The sequence below is a fragment of the Pseudomonas sp. BF-RE-21 genome, from assembly GCF_019947305.1.
Lineage (GTDB): Bacteria > Pseudomonadota > Gammaproteobacteria > Pseudomonadales > Pseudomonadaceae > Aquipseudomonas > Aquipseudomonas migulae.
On record NZ_JAGYGF010000016.1, the window covers coordinates 1 to 15,831 of the forward strand.

The following is a 15,831-nucleotide window of genomic DNA, read 5'->3' on the forward strand; positions in this document are numbered from 1 at the left end:
CGTTAGCTCGCCTTCAGCTTTTGATCTGAGCGCCCCCTCGAGAGGCCGAGTGGAGGTTCTGCGCAGTGGGCAACCCGGCATGGATGCCGGGTTAGCCGCCCCCGGCCATGGATGGCCGATGGCGGCGGGCCCACGGAGCAGGACCGGAGCGAGGGCATGCCGAGCCTTAGCGAGGCACCGAACGAAAGGGGCAAGAGCGCTTGGTTACTTGGCGCTCTTCCAAGTGACCCGCTGTAAGAGCGGAACCAATAGCCGCCGTTACCGCAGAAATGGATATGCACACACCCAGCAGCATCACCGCATAAAGCGAACAATCACCACTGCACACCGCTAGTCTCGATCCACTGCTGAATCGACTCCCGCTTCGGCGCCCAGCCCAACAACACACGAGCATTGACCGCACGCACACGGCTATTCGAACCAATGGCAAAACGCGCCCAATCCCCCAGCTCGGCAATCGCCTCATCCGCCGGCCAGCTCTGAATCGCCCCGCCAAAACCCAACGACTTGCTGATCGACGTCGCAATCTCGATAAACGAAGCCTCGCCATTCTCGGCAAAGAACAACGAAGCAGAAGGCGCCTTCTCGATAGCCAGACGATACAACTCCGCCAGGTCCTCGATGTGCACGTTGGACCAGCGATGCACCCCGGCCCCCATGTAAGCCCCCGCGCCATACTTGCGCGATTGAGCGAACAGTTTCGGCAGTTGATCGCTTTTCGCCGGCACGCCCAACGTCTCGCCATAAATCATGGTCGGGCAGAACACAATGCTGCGAATACCCAGCTCAACGCCGGCATTACGCACCAGCTGATTGATCTCGACCCGGTCCTTGCGGATGTCCATCGGCGTGAACGGCGTTTCATCGGTGAAGATATCCGGGCGTTCATAGGCGCCACGAGCATCATCACCGACCACGCTCGAACCGGAGGTGTGCAACAGCACTTTTCCGCTGCCGCTCAGGGCGCTGATAAACGTTTCCACCGAAGCACGATGGTCGGAGTTGGCGGCGTTGACCACTGCGTCGGCAGCGCGCGCCTGTTCGCTGAGAATATAAGCATCATCGAGGGTGCCGAGTACCGGGGTGATGCCCAGTGCCTGCAGCGCTGCGCGGTGTTCCGGGTTACGCACCAGGCCGCTGACTTCATGGCCCGCATCCACCAGGTATTTGGCTACGGAACCGCCGATGTAACCGGTCACGCCGGTAACGAAAATTTTCAATGGATTATCTCCCTTGCATCTTTGAGTTATGCCCGGCCTCGCATTAAATGGAAGGCGCAGGTATTCCTGGTCAAGGAATCCGGTCACGATACGATCCACTCCGTATATGAGCTAGACTGCTGGAACTACAAGTATCTGTGAATCAAGTTCATGCTAACGATCAAAGACATCAACCGCTCCGGCGAGATGGAAGTGTTCACCCGGGTCGTCAGCGCAGGCACCTTCTCTGAAGCCGCACGACGCCTGGACATGTCGCCCTCGGCGGTCAGCAAACTGATTGCGCGACTTGAGGCGCGCTTGGGTGCGCGCTTGTTGCATCGTTCGACGCGGCGTCTGGAGCTCACGGCGGAAGGCGAGCGGTTCAACAACGAATGCCTGCGGATTCTCGAACTGATCGATTCCGCCGAGCGAGATATCGCCAACGTGACCCGGCCTAGCGGGCTGATTCAGGTCAACGCCAACCTGCCGTTCGGTCTGCATTGCCTGTTGCCGCTGCTGCCGGATTTTCTTGCGGCCTACCCGGACATCACGCTGAACGTCGAGCTGACCGACACCGTGGTGGACCTGCTGGAGCGACGCGCGGATGTCGCGATCCGCACCGGCCCGATGAGAGAGTCGAGCCTGGTCCAGCGACGTTTGGGTGAAAGCCGCAAGATCACCGTGGCCTCACCGGGTTACCTCGCCCGCTGGGGACAGCCGAAAACCCTGGAGGAGTTGCAGCGGCATAACCGCCTCAGTTTTGGTTTTCATCGCCATTCCCAGGCCTGGGTTTTTCGCGGCGCTGACGGTCAACGCATCGAGATCGAGCCCAAGGGCAATGTCCTGCTCAGTGACGGCGAGAGCATGCGTCAGTCGGCGCTGGCCGGATTGGGGATTGCCCGGCTGGCGAATTTCCACATCAGCGCCGACATCGAAGCGGGGCGTCTGGTACCGCTGCTGGAGGCATTCGACAGTGGTGAAACCGAGGCGATTCACGCCGTGTTCATCGGCCCGGGACAGCAATTGCCCCATCGCGTACGGGTGTTCATTGATTTTCTGCTGGAACGAATCGGGCCGCAGTTGACCTCGCCCTGATTGCAACACAACCCCGCGGTTTCGGTTTTTTGCTGAATCAGTCTTCAGCAACCCTTGAAAGTCTTCACGCCAGGCCTGGGGCATGATTGTCCATATAACAACAAACCAGGGCTGTTCATGGACTATCAACTGACTGGAAAAACCGCGCTGATCACCGGCGGCGCGACGGGGATCGGCAAGGCCATCGCCCAGCGTTTCATCCTTGAAGGCGCCAACGTGGTCATCAGCGGGCTGCTGGCGGAAGAGGTCGACGCAGCCGTCGCAGAACTGGGTGAACGCAGCAAAGGCCTGGTGGCAGACTTGACCCAGGAAGGCGCGGCGGAACGTCTGGTGGCCTTGGCCCTTGAGTCCGGGCCGATTGATTTCCTGATCAACAATGTCGGCATCTTCGAAGTCCGGGACTTTTTCGAAACGGACGACGCCCAGTGGTTTCATTACTTCAACGTCAATGTCATGAGCGGTGTGCGCATGACGCGGCTGGTCATGAAGCAGATGCTCGAACGCGGGCACGGTTCGATTGTGTTTATCAGCAGTGAATCCGCGGTCAAGCCACAGCCGTGGATGGTTCATTACGGCGCGATGAAAACCTGCCTGCTGGGGATTTCCAGAGCGTTGGCCGAACTTACCAAAGGCACCGCCGTGCGGGTCAACTCGATCCTGCCGGGGCCGACCTACACCGAGGCGGTCAAGCGTTACCACCGCGAAATCGCTGCCGAGAAAGGCATCACCCCGCAGCAGGTGGTCCACGATTACTTTGACGATACCGAACCGACGTCGTTGATCCGGCGCATGATCGAGCCTGAAGAAGTGGCCTGCAGCGTGCTGCACCTGGCGGCGTCACCGGCGCTCAATGGCATGGCCATGCGCGTCGAGGGCGGCACCATTCGCTCGATTCTATAAGGGGTCGCATCCCTGCGAACCGGTACACGTTAAAGCAGCGGAATGCTGTAGCTCACGATCAAGCGGTTTTGATCCTGATCGCGGCTCGCTTCACTGTTGGACTTGCCGTTGCGCCAGCCAAACCCGATACCCTTAAGCGCGCCGGACTGAATCGTGTAGTCCAGGCCGAAATCCCGTTCCCATTCCTTCTGGGTGTCGCCGGTGACGGTCTTGATGTTATCGCCGCTGAGGTAGATGACCGAAGCCTTCAAACCAGGCACACCCATACCGGCAAAGTCATACGCATACTGACCGAAAGACGTGCGTTCGCCCGCGCGGGTGAAGGTCTGGATCAGGCGGTCGGTGTACAGGTACAGGCTGGCGCCGCCGGCACCTTTATCGGGCAGGTTGCCCTGGCTGAGTTGAGTGAAGTTGCTGCCGCTGGAAACGCTTTGATAACCGGCGGTGAGTGCATGGGCACCGACGGTGTAGATCAGCGCGGCGCTCCAGGTCCGGTTGTCGATTTCGCCATCGGCGCCTTCGGTGTAGCCGCTGATTCGGTAGCCTGACGTGCCCGAGCTGTTAGCGCCCGACGAATCGGTCTTGAAGTAGCGCAGGTCCGTTTTCAGCGATTGATTGTCCGAGATCGCCAGCGTGTGCAACAGGCCGAAAAACTGCTGGGTGTAATAGTTGTCGAGGTTGGCGTAGTAATACTGGGCGGTCAGGTCTTTGGTGATTTTCCAGTCGCCGCCAGCGAAGTCGAAGGCGTTGCTTTCACGGGTGCCGCCGGTGGCCGCCAGGCCTGTCCGGTCGCTTGAGCCACGGCCCGTCGCATGTTCGATGCGGCCACCTGTGAGGGTCAGGTCCTTGAACTCGCTTGAAGTGATCTGGCCGCCGTCGAATGTCTGTGGCAGCAGGCGCCCGTCGTTGGACACCAGGATCGGCAGTTTCGGCATCAGCGTGCCCAGGCGCAGCTCGGTTTTCGAGACCTTGACCTTGCCGGTCAACCCCAGCCGGCTCCATTCATCGACCGCGCTGTTGTCGCTGTCCGACGGAATCATGCTGCTGCCGACATGGCGTCCTTTGCCGCTGTCCAGCGTGATCCCCATCAGCCCGAGCGCATCGACACCAAAGCCGACCATGCCGTCGGTGTAACCCGACTTGAAGTCGAGCATGAAACCCTGCGCCCATTCCTCGGTTTTTGACGGCGCGGCCGGGCCGTCGCGGTTGTCGTTGTTGAAGTAGAAATTCCTCATCCCCAGGGTTGCCTTGCTGTCACTCAGGAAATCGGCGTGGGCCTGGGTGCTCAGTGCAATGGCGCCCAGCGCCAGGGTTACAACGGTGTTCTTGTTGCTCATGTAAATCGCCCCTTTTTTTTGTAGTTTTTGAATTCAGGAGGGTGGCTCCCGCCGTGACAGGCGGGAGCGTGATGCCTGGATCAGATACCCAGCACGTTGGCGCCGATGCATGGGTCAATGCCGCGCTCCAGTCGACGCTGGTGGACGATCACGGTGATTTCCATCGAGCCGGTGGTGACTTCGAAGTCGAGGATGTGGCCGCCATACGCCTGGAACGTGGCGTCACCGGCCACGCCGTGCATATGGATCGAAGGCTGATCGTTTTTCCAGGCGACCGAGCCGGTGATGCTCGCCATCTCGACACCGTTCAAGAGCTTGGCGTCGAAGTCCTTCTTGTCCTTGTTCCAGAAACCGAACTTGACGTTGCCGAAGCCGATACCGGTGATGGACGCGCTGGGGATCTTCTCGGCGATGGCCAGTTTGGTCAGCTCCTTGAACGCGTTGTCGCCCGTGCGCAGGACCATGAGGTAACCGGTGGGGGTTTTGGTGTAGCGCGGTGTGGCTTCAGTGGGGCATTGCATGGGCGCGGTCGTCGCGGTGGGAGTGGTTTCGGCAAAGGCCAATTGAGCACCTGCAATGTTGATCATCACGGCGGCGGACACGGCCAGCATCAGTTTGCACAGGCGTTGTTTCGGGTGACGTTGGACTTGCATGAGACTTCCTCTGTTTTTGTTGTTGTGTGGGTGTTGCGGTTTTCGGGACGAGCGAATCCGACGCCTGTAGTTCAACAGGCGCGGAAGTTGTCGCTAAACGTGGTTGTTAGTTGAAGCCGGGTGACTTACAGCGCATCGCGGCTGCTGACGCCGTCAACCAGTCGGGCGATGCTCAGCGGGTTGCTGTTTTTCAGGGCCTCCGGCAACAGGCTGTCGGGGCAATTCTGGTAACACACCGGCCGTAGGAAACGATCGATCGCCAAGGTTCCGACCGAGGTGCCGCGTGCATCCGACGTCGCCGGGTAGGGGCCGCCATGCACCATGGCGTCGCAGACTTCCACGCCAGTGGGATAACCGTTGAACAGCACGCGCCCGACTTTCTGTTCCAGCAGGGCCAGTACGTCGCCGAGGGTATCGAGCTCCGAATCCTCGGTAATCAGCGTGGCGGTCAACTGCCCGCGCAAACCGTGCAGTGCCTGCATCAACTCGCTGTGATCGGCGACTTCAACGACGAGGGTGGTCGGGCCGAACACTTCTTCCTGAAGCAACTCATCGCCATTGATCAGCAGGCTCGCATCAGCCTTGAACACTTGCGGCCGCGCCTGATTGCCCTGTTGCTCGCTGCCGGCCAGGTGCGTGATGCCGGGGTGAGCGCGCAGGTTGTCGAGGCCATGGCAATAGCTTTTCAAGGCGCCGGCGTTGAGCATCGTTTGCGCCGGTTGTTCGCTCATCAATCCGGTAAAACGTTCGAGGAAAGCCGTGAATTCCGCCGAGCGAATGCCCAGCACCAAACCGGGATTGGTGCAGAACTGGCCCGCACCCAACACCACGGAAGCGCTCAGCTCGGCGGCGATTTTTTCACCGCGTGCCTTGAGTGCTTCGGGCATCAGCAACACCGGGTTGATGCTGCTCATCTCGGCGAACACCGGGATCGGCTGAGGGCGCGCCGCCGCCATGTCACACAAGGCGCGACCGCCACGCAACGAACCGGTGAAGCCGACCGCCTGAATGGCCGGATGCTTGACCAGCGCCTCACCGACGCTGCCGTAGAGCAGGTTGAATACGCCTGCGGGCATCCCGGTTTTGCGCGCTGCGCGGGTGATCGCATCGGCGACGTAATCGGCGGTTGCCATGTGGCCGCTGTGGGCCTTGAACACCACCGGGCAACCGGCGGCGAGGGCGGAAGCGGTGTCGCCGCCGGCGGTGGAGAAGGCCAGCGGAAAGTTGCTGGCGCCGAACACGGCGACCGGACCGAGCCCGGTGCGGTACTGGCGCAGGTCGGGACGCGGCAGTGGCTGACGGTCCGGCAGCGCACGGTCGATGCGCGCACCGTAGAAGTCACCCCGGCGCAGCATCGTGGCGAACAGGCGCATCTGGCCGCTGGTGCGTGCCCGTTCACCTTGAATGCGCCCGGCGGGCAGGGCGGTTTCCTGGCACACCAGGGCGATGAACGCGTCATCCAGCGCATCCAGTTCTGCGGCGATGGCATCGAGGAACCCGGCGCGTCGGGCGGCCGACAGGTTGCGGAAAGTCGGGTACGCCGTGGCCGCGGCTTCTGCAGCGGCATTCACTTCCTCGGTTGTCGCCTGATGGAAGCGATAGGGCAGTGCTTCGCCAGTGCTGGCGTCGTGGCTTTGCAGGGTGTGCGTGCCGTTGGCCGAGCGCGTGCCGGCGATGTAGTTGTGGCCTGAAACTTCAAACATGTTGGACTCCTGATGAGCTGTTCAAATCGGGTCAAGCGAGCCGGTAGATGCGTCGGGCGTTGTCATGAAACAGCGCAAGCCGATCTTCGAGAGAGCGGTCCCGGACAATGGTTTTGAAACCGTCGAACACTTCGCTGAGGCTGTTCACCACGCCATCGACCGGGTAATTGCTGGCAAACGCGCAGCGGCTGACGTCGAAAATCGATATCGCGTCGTTCACCACCACGCGGTTCAACTCGATCGGCCACGCCTTGCCGGGAATGCAGATGCCGGAAATCTTCAGCACGACGTTCGGTTCCCGTGCCAGCAGGGCGAGGTTTTCACGCCAACCGGCCAGACCTTCTTCGGAGCGGTCGGCGGGCAATGCGGTGTGATTGACCACGATGGACACGTCGGGAAAATCCCGCGCCAGCTCGGCGGCTTCCGGCAGATGCCACCACGGCGCCTGCAATTCGAAGTGCAGGCCGTTTTCGGCCAGTTGGGCATAGCCATCGCGCCAGCGCGGATCGCGCATCGAACCGGGGGCGACAAAATCTTCGCGCCAGGCCTCACGGCTGGTTACTGCCGGTTTGTGGCGTATGCCGCGCACCAATGGGTGGTCGCCGTACAGGCGCAGCAGATCAAAAGCGTCTTCACGATCCAGCCAGGCCTGCGCGACCATGGCGCCCAGGGTGGACTCGGTTTTCGCCAGCGATTCGACAAACCGCACTTCATCGGCCGGTGTCGCCGGGTCCCACTCACCCTCGATCACGACCGTTTGCACGACGTGATGGCGGCCGGTCAGCCGGTGATAGTCGGCGGGCAGGAAATTGCGGCAGATCGACGAGTAATCGCCATAACGAAACGGTCGCAACGGCCGGTCGTTCAGCCATGGGTAGTAATGGTTTTCGATATCGAAATAGTGTTGATGCGCGTCGACGATGGGCAAATCCGCATCGTCGCCGCTGGCCAGAAAACGTGCGCGCCAGTCGATGGCCGACAGGTTATCCATGCTGCTCCTCCAATCGATAAAAGCGTCGAGCGTTGCCGGCGAACACCGCTTCCTGCACCGCACGGCCCATGGGGGCGAGCATCGCGGCCATGCCATCGGCAATCGTGTCGTAGGAAGCGCGCAGCCCGGCCACCGGAAAATTGCTGGCGAACATGCAGCGCTCGGGGCCGAAGATTTCCAGCGCGGTCAGGACCACAATCCGGTTGTCGTCATAATTCCAGGGCGAATCTTTAAGCCCGAACTCCGACAGCTTGATGTGCACGTTCGGCTGCAAGGCCAACGCTTCCAGGCCTTTGCGCCAGCGCGCCATGCCTTGTGGGCTGCGGTCCCAGGCGAAACCGGTGTGGTTGAGCGCAATGCGGATCTGCGGAAACATCGCCGCCACTTCCGCCGCCTCGATCAGGTGCCACGGCGGCACCCGCAGGTCCCACGACAGATCGTGCTCGGCCAGCCGTGAAAAGCCTTCCAGCCAGTTCGGGTCCTGCATGGTGCCCTTGGCCCCGGCCACCGACACGTCCGGCGATGCCGAGGTCACCGGTTTCGAACGGATGCCTTTCACCAGCGGCCTGGCGGCTTGAGCGGCGAGAATCTCTGCACTGTCTTCGCGATCGAACCAGGCATGGGCAACGATGGCATTCGGGAAGCCGTAACGGGCGTTCACTTGTTCCAGCCAGCGTGTCTCGGCGACTTGCTCATCGCGTGCACGCTCGGCCTCGACGTGCACCGTGCCGACCAAGCGTTGATTTTCGGTCAGGGCGAGGAACTGTTCCGGCAGGAAATCACGGCACAGGCTGTGATAGTCGCCGAGGAAGAATTCCTCGTGATACTCGTCCTGCAACCACGGATAGCGCCCGTTGCCCAAGTCCCACAAATGGTGATGGGCATCGACGACCGGCAGCGCATCCCCGGCCGCCAGGTTCGGCATGCCGTTGCGTTCGTGAAGGGTGATCATGACGGCGACCCTGACTCAGCGCGACGCGGAGAATTGCGAAGGGCTGAGCACGCCGTCTTCGACGTCGCCTGCGGCCGCTGCCTCGGCTTTGGCCTGGACGCGGCTGCGCAGTTTGGCGACATTCACCACCACACGGGTATGCGCCGCTGTCGCCACCAGCTCGACGTCATCGCGCACCTCGACATTGAAGGTGACGCTGCGACCTTCAATGCGGGTGACCGTGGCGGCAATGTTCACCGACATGCCCAGCAGCGTGGCGCCGACGTGACGGATATCGACCGCCGCCCCCACGGTGTTTTCACCCTCGTCGAGGAAGGTCAGCAGGTAATCGAGGCAAGTCTGTTCAATGTCGTCGACCAGGCGCGGCGTGGCGTAGATGCGCAAGTCTTCGCCCAGAAACGAAATGGTGCGTTGTTTGTCGACGATCAGTGGGCGCTCGGTGGCGGAGCCTGGGTGCAGTGTGGAGAAATTCATACAAAACCTCGTGTTTGAGTGCTGACAGTCAAAGGTTGATTCAGGCAGACGGCAGGAAACCGATGGAAATCCACGGCACGGCGATCAGCACCGCCAGCGCGACGACCAGGGCGCCGAGATACGGCCAGACCCGGCGCATGGCGCCACTGGGGTCGACCTTGGCGATGGCGCACGCGGCGTAGAAACCGACGCCGAATGGCGGGGCGAACAAGCCCAGGCCCATGGCGAAGATCGCGACCATGGCGTAATGCACGTCGTTGATGCCCATGGCTTTGGCAATCGGGAACAGCAGCGGGCCGAACAGCACGATGGCCGGGATGCCTTCCAGGAAACTGCCGAGCAGGATGAACGCCACGGCGGAGATGATCAGGAAGCCCATCGCGCCCCCCGGAACGGTCGCCATCACTTGCGCCAACTGGTGCGAAAAGCCCGACTGGGTCAGCGCCCAGGCCATGGCGGTGGCGCTGCCGATGATGATCAGGATCGCGCCGGACAACGACGCGGTGCTGACCAGAATCGGGTACAAGCGGCGCCAGTCGAAGCAGCGGTAACACAGCAGACCGACGATGAAGGTGTAAGCCACGCCGATGGCGGCGACTTCGGTCGCGGTGGCGACCCCTTCGACCACCGCAGTGCGGATCACGAAGGGCAGGGCCAGCGCAGGGATCGCGAGCAGCAGCGAGTGGCCGATTTCCTTGCCCGAGGCGCGTTTGCCGGTGGAGGCCTCACCTTTGCGGTTCTTCCACCAGATGACGGCTGCCATCGCAATTGCGCCCACCACCGCCGGCATGAAACCGCCGGTGAACAGTGCGGAAATCGACACGCCGGTCACCGAACCGATGGTGATCAGTACCAGGCTTGGCGGAATGGTTTCCGACATCGCCCCGGAGGCGTTAAGCATCGCCACCAGTTCGTTTTCGTCCTCGCCGCGCTTCTTCATTTCCGGAAACAGCGCCGGGGCGATGGCGGCCATGTCGGCCGCTTTCGAGCCGGAAATACCGGAGATCAGGTAAATGGCGCCGATCAGCACATACGACAAACCGCCGCGCACATGGCCGATCAGCGAGCACAGGAAACGGATCATCGCCCGCGCCATGCCCATGGCTTCGATCAGCGCACCCAAAAACACGAACAGCGGGATGGCCAGCAGGATCAGGCTCGCCATGCCTTCGTCCATCCGCCCGACCACCAGCGTGAGTGGTGTGCTGGTCATGGTCGACAGGTACGCCACCGTGGCCAGGCCGAACGCGACCATGATGGGGACGCCGATGACGATCATCGCCATCACGCCGACCATGAAGAAGATCACCAGGTTCCAGTTGCCCATCAGCAACATCGAGCCTTCGGCCACCCACAACAACGCGCCGAGGGATGCGAGCATCGCCACCGAGACCGAGAAGTCGATCAACCGTGCGCTGGTCAACAGCCGGGCGACGCAGGTCATCAGCATCAGGCTCAGGCCGACGGCGATGGCGGAGACGCGAAAGGCGTTGGGGATTTCGAGGGCGGCGGTGGTGATGATCCACTCGTCGCTGACGTACTCCCAGGCCGGGGTAAACAGCAGCCCGATGAAGGTGATGACGATCACTGCGCCCAGGGTGTCGATGAACGCCCGTTTTTCCACGGGCAGCCGCGAGATGAACGAGGTCAGGCGCATGTGCTCGCCGCGTCGCATCGCCACCACCGAACCGAGCATCGCCAGCCACAGGAACAGCAGCGAAGCCAGTTCGTCGCCCCAGACAATCGGCTGGTTGAGCACATAACGCGAGAACACGTTGCAGAACAGCAGCGTGACTTCGATGACCACCAGCAACGCGGCGCTGCCCTCGGTCAGCCAGCGCAGACCGGTGTCCAGCGCGCGGCCGAGACGAAATGTGGTTTGGTGTGGGCTGAGTCCTTCAGCGGGAGCAACATCCGTCATTGGCAGTTCATTTTTCATGACTTTGTCTCCGGCTTAGGACAGTTGACCCGCGTATTGCTCAAGCAAGCTCCAGGCTTCCGGGCCGTACTTATCTTTCCATTGGGTGTAGAAGCCTTTCGATTGCAGGTCTGTCCTGAACAATGTGCGGTCGACTTTGTTGAAGGTGATGCCGTGGGCGGTCAGCGACGGCTCCAGGCTGGAGTTGAGGTCGATCACCTGTTGGCGCTGAACCAGCGCGGCGGCGTTGATCTGCCGGGAGACGATTTCCTGCACGTCCGCCGGCAGTTTCGGGAAGGTCTTGCCCGAGGCGACGATCCAGAAACCGCCCCAGATGTGGTCGGTCATCGAGCAATATTTCTGCACTTCATAGAAACGTGCGGACTCGACCACCACCAGCGGGTTTTCCTGGCCGTCGACCACTTTGGTCTGCAAGGCCGAGTAGGTTTCGTTGATGCTGATGCCGGTCGGCGAGGCGCCCAGGGCGCTGAACATCGACGTCCACAGCGGGCTGACCAAGACGCGCAGTTTGAAGCCGGCGAGGTCTTGCGGCGTGTTGATCGGACGCGTCGAGCTGGTGATCTGGCGGAAGCCGTTGTTCCAGACTTTTTCCATCGGAATCAGGCCGACCTTCTCGGTCTTGGCGCGCACGTACTCGCCCAGCTTGCCGTCCAGCGCGGCCCAGACACTGTCGTAGTCCTTGAACGCAAACGGCATGCTTTCAATCGACATGGCCGGCACCAGCGTCGAGAGAATCGCACCCGGCAATGGAATGAAATCGATTGCCCCGGCGCGCACCTGGGACAGCATGTCGGTGTCGCCGCCCATGGCGCCGTTGGCGTACACCTGCAAGTCCACCGCGCCGTTGGTTTCGGCCTTGATCGCCAGCGAGGCGGCCTTCATCTGTTGGTTCAGCGGATGGGTGTCGGGCAGGCTGCTGGTGTAGCGCAGCACGATGGGTTTGGTCGCGGCGAAGACGCTGGAAGGCAGCAGGTTGGCGGCGAAAGCACCACCCACGGTGACGCCGGCAGACACTAGAAAGGATCGGCGGCTGACGGACTCGGTCAAGATACGGCTCATGATGTTCACCTATTGTTTTTGTTGTAGTTGTTCTAAAAAGCAACGCGAACGCTGCTCCTTGTGGGAGCGAGCCTGCTCGCGATGGACCTGAGGGCGCCGCGTTTATCCAGCCAAAAACGCGTTTTCGTTAACGTCCATCGCGAGCAGGCTCGCTCCCACACAGTTCGGTTCAGGAGGCGAGTGCGACCACCGCCTGGGTTCGAATCAACTCGTCGATTTCGTGTTCCGCATACCCGCTTTCCTTCAGCACTTCGCGGGTGTGCTCGCCGAGCAGCGGTGCAGGGCGGCTGGTCGGTGGCGCGGCGTTGTCCATGTCGGAGAAGTGAATCGGCAAGCCCATGCCGCGCACTCGGCCTTCGGTCGGGTGTTCGGTTTCGACGACCATGCCGCGTGCCTTGGTTTGCGGGTGGGCCAGCGCGGCGGCGATGTCGAGGACCGGCCCGGCAGGCAGGCCGAGGCTGTCGAACAACACCATCCATTCATCGGTGGTGCGTGCGACCAGGACTTCGTTGAGGATTTCCACCAGCGCCAGGCGATGCTCCATGCGCAAGGCGTTGCTGGCGAAGCGTGGGTCGGCTTTCAATTGCGGAACGGCCAGCGCCTCGACCAGTCGTTCGTAGTTGGCCTGGTTGGCGGCGCCGATGTTGATCCAGCCGTCCGCCGTGCGGAACACCTGGTACGGCGCGCTGGTGGAGTTGGCCGAACCCATTTTCGGCAGGATGGTGCCATCGGCGAAATACGCCGCTGCTGGCCAGTACATTTGTTGCAGGCCGGCTTCGAACAGCGAGGTGTCAACCATCTGCCCAAGGCCGGTTTTCTGTTTCGCGGCATACGCAGCGCAGATGCCGAGGGCGGCGAGGATGCCGGAGTTGATGTCGGCCACCGGCGAACCGGCCTTGACCGGCTCACGACCGGCTTCACCGGTCATGCTCATCATGCCGCTCATGCCTTGGGCGATCAGGTCGAAACCGCCTTTTTCGCCGAACGGCCCGCTGCGGCCGTAACCGGAAATCGCGCAGTAGATCAGCCCGGGGTTGAGGGTTTTCAGGGTTTCGTAACCGAGGCCGAATTTTTCCATGGTGCCGGCGCGGTAGTTTTCCGTGACCACGTCGGCGTCCATCAACAGGCGGCGCAGAACGTCGCGGCCGCCCTCGGTTTTCAGGTTCAGGCCGATCCCGCGCTTGTTGCGGTTGACCACCATGAACGAAGCGGATTCACCGCTGGCCATGATCGGCGAGAAGCGGCGCGAATCATCACCGTCCGGGACTTTCTCGACCTTCACCACGTCAGCGCCCATGTCGGCCAGCATCATGCCGCACACCGGGCCGGACATGATGTGAGCCAGTTCTACCACGCGCATTCCTGTCAGCGGTCCCATGTTATTTGCCCTCGAATTGTGGTTTGGCTTTGGCGATGAACGCGTTCAGGCCGATCTGAAAATCGTCGGTGTCGTAGCAGGCGTAGCTGCTGTCGATCTGCTCGACGGTGGGGGCGATGCCCGCTTCCAGTTGCCGTGCCGCCTGGCGATGCCAGCGGGCGACGAGCGGGGCGCCGTTAGTGATGCGTTTGGCGGTGGCGAGGGTTTCGGATTCGACTTCGGCATCCGGTACGACGCGGGTCACGAGGTTTTTCACGTAGGCGTCGTTGGCGTCGAGAATGCGGCCTTCAAGGAGAATCTCCAGGGTCGTCGAGCGTCCCGCCAGCGCCACAAGCCCGGCCATTTCGTCATAGGACATGACCAGCCCGAGCTTGCCGACCGGCGCGCCGAAGCGGCTGGACGTGCCACAGATGCGCAGGTCGCAGAGTGCAGCGATTTCCAGGCCACCGCCGACGCACACACCGTGGATCATCGCGATCACCGGGTGCGGGCAGTCGACAACCGCGCGCATCGCCGCTGAAGTGACTTCGGCATAGTGTCGGGCCTGCGCCTGGTTGGCGCGCACGCTCGGAAACTCGCCGACATCGGCGCCGGCGGCAAAGGCCTGTTCGCCCGCACCGCGCAACACCACGCAGCGCACGCTGAGGTCGGCGGACAGTTCGGTCATGACGTCACCCAGGTCTTGCCACATGGACAGGGTCAGGGCGTTCATCTTTCCCGGATGACTGAGGGTGACGATGGCAATGGCGTCTTGCCGTTCGATAAGGACGGTGGGCTTCATGATTGTTCCGCTGCCGTCGGCGTTGCCGACGACGCGGTTGCCTCCTGATTTATTGTTGTTGGGCAGCGGCTGCTTACAGCGATTGTTCGAGCATCGACAGGTAGTCCGCCGAGGATGCTTCGCGCGGATTGGTCTTGTGGCTGTGATCGTGCAGCGCGCCCTCGACGATGCCGGCGAACAGGCTTTCATCGACGCCGATCTGGCTCAGGCGGGTCGGCAGGCCCAGGCGTTTGGTCATGTCTTCGATGGCTGCGCCGATGTTCGCGTCGGCCTCAAGGCCCATGGCATGGCGCAGTCGTTCCAGTTTGCGCTCGTCGCGGACGGTCGGGGCGTTGGCGTTGAAGTGCACGACCGCCGGTAGAAAAATCGCGTTCAAAGTGCCGTGGTGCAGTTTCGGATTGATGCCGCCCAAGGCGTGGGAAAGGCTGTGCACGCAGCCCAGTCCTTTCTGGAAGGCCAGCGCGCCTTGCATGGACGCGCTCATCATGTTCATCCGCGCTTCGCGATCACCGGGCTCGGCGGTCGCGCGTTCGATGTGTTCCCAGGCACGCCACAGGCCGTCGAGGGCGATGCCGTCTGCGGCAGGGTTGAAGGCCGGGGCCATGAACGTTTCGATGCAATGCGCGATAGCGTCCATGCCGGTGGCGGCGGTGAGCATGGGCGGCAGACCGAGGGTCAACTCCGGATCGCAGATGGCCACGCGCGGCACGACATAGGGGGAGATAACGCCGACCTTGCGACCATCGTCGAGGATCAGGATGGCGCCGCGACCCACCTCGCTACCGGTGCCCGCCGTGGTCGGAACTGCAATCAGCGGCGCGGTGGCCGAGGTGATGCGATCCAGTCCGCCTTCAATCACCGCGAAGCTTTGCAGAGGACCGTCGTGGGTGGCGCAGACCGCGACGCCCTTGGCCAGATCGATCGATGAACCGCCACCGACAGCGATGATGCCGTTGCACTCGCCGAGGTGGTATTGGGCCACGGCTTCACGCACGGCGTGCTCATTCGGATTGGGCGGGGTGGCGTCGAAAATTGTCGGTGCGCGGTCACTACCGAGGGCGGCGATGACTTTGTCGACGATGCCGGCATTGCGCACGCCGACGTCGGTGACGATCAGCGGCCGGGTGATGCCGGCGCGCTCGGCTTCGGCGGCGAGGTGCTGCAGGCTGTCGTAGCCGAACTGGATTTTGGTGACGTAATTGATGAGTGACATGATTCACCACAAGTTATACAGGATTGTTATTGTTGCAACCGGTCTGGGGCAGGAGGGCTTTCGCGCTCTGGTCAAACCCATTGCATTGCCTGGCTGTGGAGTGGACTATAGGGCCGTCTTGGCCAGCCTCGATACTGACAACTTTCGATACCTCTAT

The 15,831-nt window shown here is 61.9% G+C and carries 14 protein-coding genes; 2 read left to right on the forward strand and 12 right to left on the reverse strand.

Translation table 11 applies throughout. From position 1 onward, the window contains the following. Window positions 1-314: 314 nt before the first annotated feature. Window positions 315-1,220, reverse strand: coding sequence for an NAD-dependent epimerase/dehydratase family protein (locus KGB25_RS13290; RefSeq protein ID WP_008035828.1), 906 nt, complete (start codon window positions 1,218-1,220; stop codon window positions 315-317). Between the two features lie 150 nt (window positions 1,221-1,370). Between KGB25_RS13290 and KGB25_RS13295 the strand changes: the two genes are divergently transcribed. Then, window positions 1,371-2,294 carry a LysR family transcriptional regulator gene (locus KGB25_RS13295; RefSeq protein WP_223435147.1) on the forward strand — a complete coding sequence of 308 codons (924 nt, stop codon included), beginning with the start codon at window positions 1,371-1,373 and terminating at the stop codon, window positions 2,292-2,294. A gap of 117 nt (window positions 2,295-2,411) precedes the next feature. Beyond that, window positions 2,412-3,194: an SDR family NAD(P)-dependent oxidoreductase gene (locus tag KGB25_RS13300; protein WP_008043101.1), complete on the forward strand. Its 783-nt coding sequence runs from the start codon at window positions 2,412-2,414 to the stop codon at window positions 3,192-3,194. Between the two features lie 29 nt (window positions 3,195-3,223). Here KGB25_RS13300 and KGB25_RS13305 read toward each other — a convergent pair whose 3' ends face one another. The 11 genes from KGB25_RS13305 to KGB25_RS13355 all read right to left on the reverse strand — a co-directional run bounded on the left by KGB25_RS13305 (window position 3,224) and on the right by KGB25_RS13355 (window position 15,674). Then, a complete protein-coding gene (locus KGB25_RS13305; RefSeq protein WP_223435149.1) occupies window positions 3,224-4,531 on the reverse strand; it encodes an OprD family porin in 1,308 nt (435 codons plus the stop codon). An 80-nt stretch (window positions 4,532-4,611) separates the two neighbouring features. Further along, a complete protein-coding gene (locus KGB25_RS13310) occupies window positions 4,612-5,184 on the reverse strand; it encodes a PPC domain-containing DNA-binding protein (protein WP_008043099.1) in 573 nt (190 codons plus the stop codon). A gap of 125 nt (window positions 5,185-5,309) precedes the next feature. Then, the gene (locus KGB25_RS13315) at window positions 5,310-6,887 is read right to left on the reverse strand and encodes an aldehyde dehydrogenase (NADP(+)) (RefSeq protein ID WP_223435151.1); all 1,578 of its coding nucleotides are present in this window, start codon (window positions 6,885-6,887) and stop codon (window positions 5,310-5,312) included. A gap of 31 nt (window positions 6,888-6,918) precedes the next feature. Continuing rightward, complete coding sequence (locus tag KGB25_RS13320) at window positions 6,919-7,878, reverse strand: amidohydrolase family protein (protein WP_223435153.1); 960 nt, start codon at window positions 7,876-7,878, stop codon at window positions 6,919-6,921. Then, window positions 7,871-8,830 carry an amidohydrolase family protein gene (locus KGB25_RS13325; RefSeq protein WP_223435155.1) on the reverse strand — a complete coding sequence of 320 codons (960 nt, stop codon included), beginning with the start codon at window positions 8,828-8,830 and terminating at the stop codon, window positions 7,871-7,873. The genes KGB25_RS13320 and KGB25_RS13325 overlap by 8 nt, the downstream gene beginning before the upstream one ends. Before the next feature lie 15 nt (window positions 8,831-8,845). Beyond that, complete coding sequence (locus KGB25_RS13330) at window positions 8,846-9,304, reverse strand: thioesterase family protein (protein ID WP_223435158.1); 459 nt, start codon at window positions 9,302-9,304, stop codon at window positions 8,846-8,848. A 40-nt stretch (window positions 9,305-9,344) separates the two neighbouring features. Next, window positions 9,345-11,243 (reverse strand): TRAP transporter large permease subunit, encoded by a 1,899-nt coding sequence (locus KGB25_RS13335; RefSeq protein WP_008033807.1) that lies wholly within the window; start codon window positions 11,241-11,243, stop codon window positions 9,345-9,347. A 15-nt stretch (window positions 11,244-11,258) separates the two neighbouring features. Continuing rightward, window positions 11,259-12,302: a TRAP transporter substrate-binding protein gene (locus KGB25_RS13340; RefSeq protein WP_008033809.1), complete on the reverse strand. Its 1,044-nt coding sequence runs from the start codon at window positions 12,300-12,302 to the stop codon at window positions 11,259-11,261. A 169-nt stretch (window positions 12,303-12,471) separates the two neighbouring features. Beyond that, window positions 12,472-13,680 (reverse strand): CaiB/BaiF CoA transferase family protein, encoded by a 1,209-nt coding sequence (locus KGB25_RS13345; RefSeq protein WP_223435160.1) that lies wholly within the window; start codon window positions 13,678-13,680, stop codon window positions 12,472-12,474. A gap of 1 nt (window position 13,681) precedes the next feature. Further along, window positions 13,682-14,461, reverse strand: a complete 780-nt coding sequence (locus tag KGB25_RS13350) for an enoyl-CoA hydratase-related protein (protein ID WP_008043086.1) — start codon at window positions 14,459-14,461, stop codon at window positions 13,682-13,684. 73 nt (window positions 14,462-14,534) lie between these two features. Next, window positions 14,535-15,674, reverse strand: coding sequence for an iron-containing alcohol dehydrogenase (locus KGB25_RS13355; protein ID WP_008043085.1), 1,140 nt, complete (start codon window positions 15,672-15,674; stop codon window positions 14,535-14,537). Window positions 15,675-15,831 lie beyond the last annotated feature (157 nt).

Bases quoted from the DNA above. Each gene is read 5' to 3' on its own strand.
- KGB25_RS13300 (WP_008043101.1), top strand. From the start codon at position 2,412: ATGGACTATCAACTGACTGGAAAAACCGCGCTGATCACCGGCGGCGCG.
- KGB25_RS13335 (WP_008033807.1), bottom strand. From the start codon at position 11,243: ATGAAAAATGAACTGCCAATGACGGATGTTGCTCCCGCTGAAGGACTC.
- KGB25_RS13350 (WP_008043086.1), bottom strand. From the start codon at position 14,461: ATGAAGCCCACCGTCCTTATCGAACGGCAAGACGCCATTGCCATCGTC.
- KGB25_RS13315 (WP_223435151.1), bottom strand. From the start codon at position 6,887: ATGTTTGAAGTTTCAGGCCACAACTACATCGCCGGCACGCGCTCGGCC.
- KGB25_RS13355 (WP_008043085.1), bottom strand. From the start codon at position 15,674: ATGTCACTCATCAATTACGTCACCAAAATCCAGTTCGGCTACGACAGC.
- KGB25_RS13325 (WP_223435155.1), bottom strand. From the start codon at position 8,830: ATGATCACCCTTCACGAACGCAACGGCATGCCGAACCTGGCGGCCGGG.
- KGB25_RS13345 (WP_223435160.1), bottom strand. From the start codon at position 13,680: ATGGGACCGCTGACAGGAATGCGCGTGGTAGAACTGGCTCACATCATG.
- KGB25_RS13320 (WP_223435153.1), bottom strand. From the start codon at position 7,878: ATGGATAACCTGTCGGCCATCGACTGGCGCGCACGTTTTCTGGCCAGC.
- KGB25_RS13295 (WP_223435147.1), top strand. From the start codon at position 1,371: ATGCTAACGATCAAAGACATCAACCGCTCCGGCGAGATGGAAGTGTTC.
- KGB25_RS13310 (WP_008043099.1), bottom strand. From the start codon at position 5,184: ATGCAAGTCCAACGTCACCCGAAACAACGCCTGTGCAAACTGATGCTG.
- KGB25_RS13305 (WP_223435149.1), bottom strand. From the start codon at position 4,531: ATGAGCAACAAGAACACCGTTGTAACCCTGGCGCTGGGCGCCATTGCA.
- KGB25_RS13340 (WP_008033809.1), bottom strand. From the start codon at position 12,302: ATGAGCCGTATCTTGACCGAGTCCGTCAGCCGCCGATCCTTTCTAGTG.
- KGB25_RS13330 (WP_223435158.1), bottom strand. From the start codon at position 9,304: ATGAATTTCTCCACACTGCACCCAGGCTCCGCCACCGAGCGCCCACTG.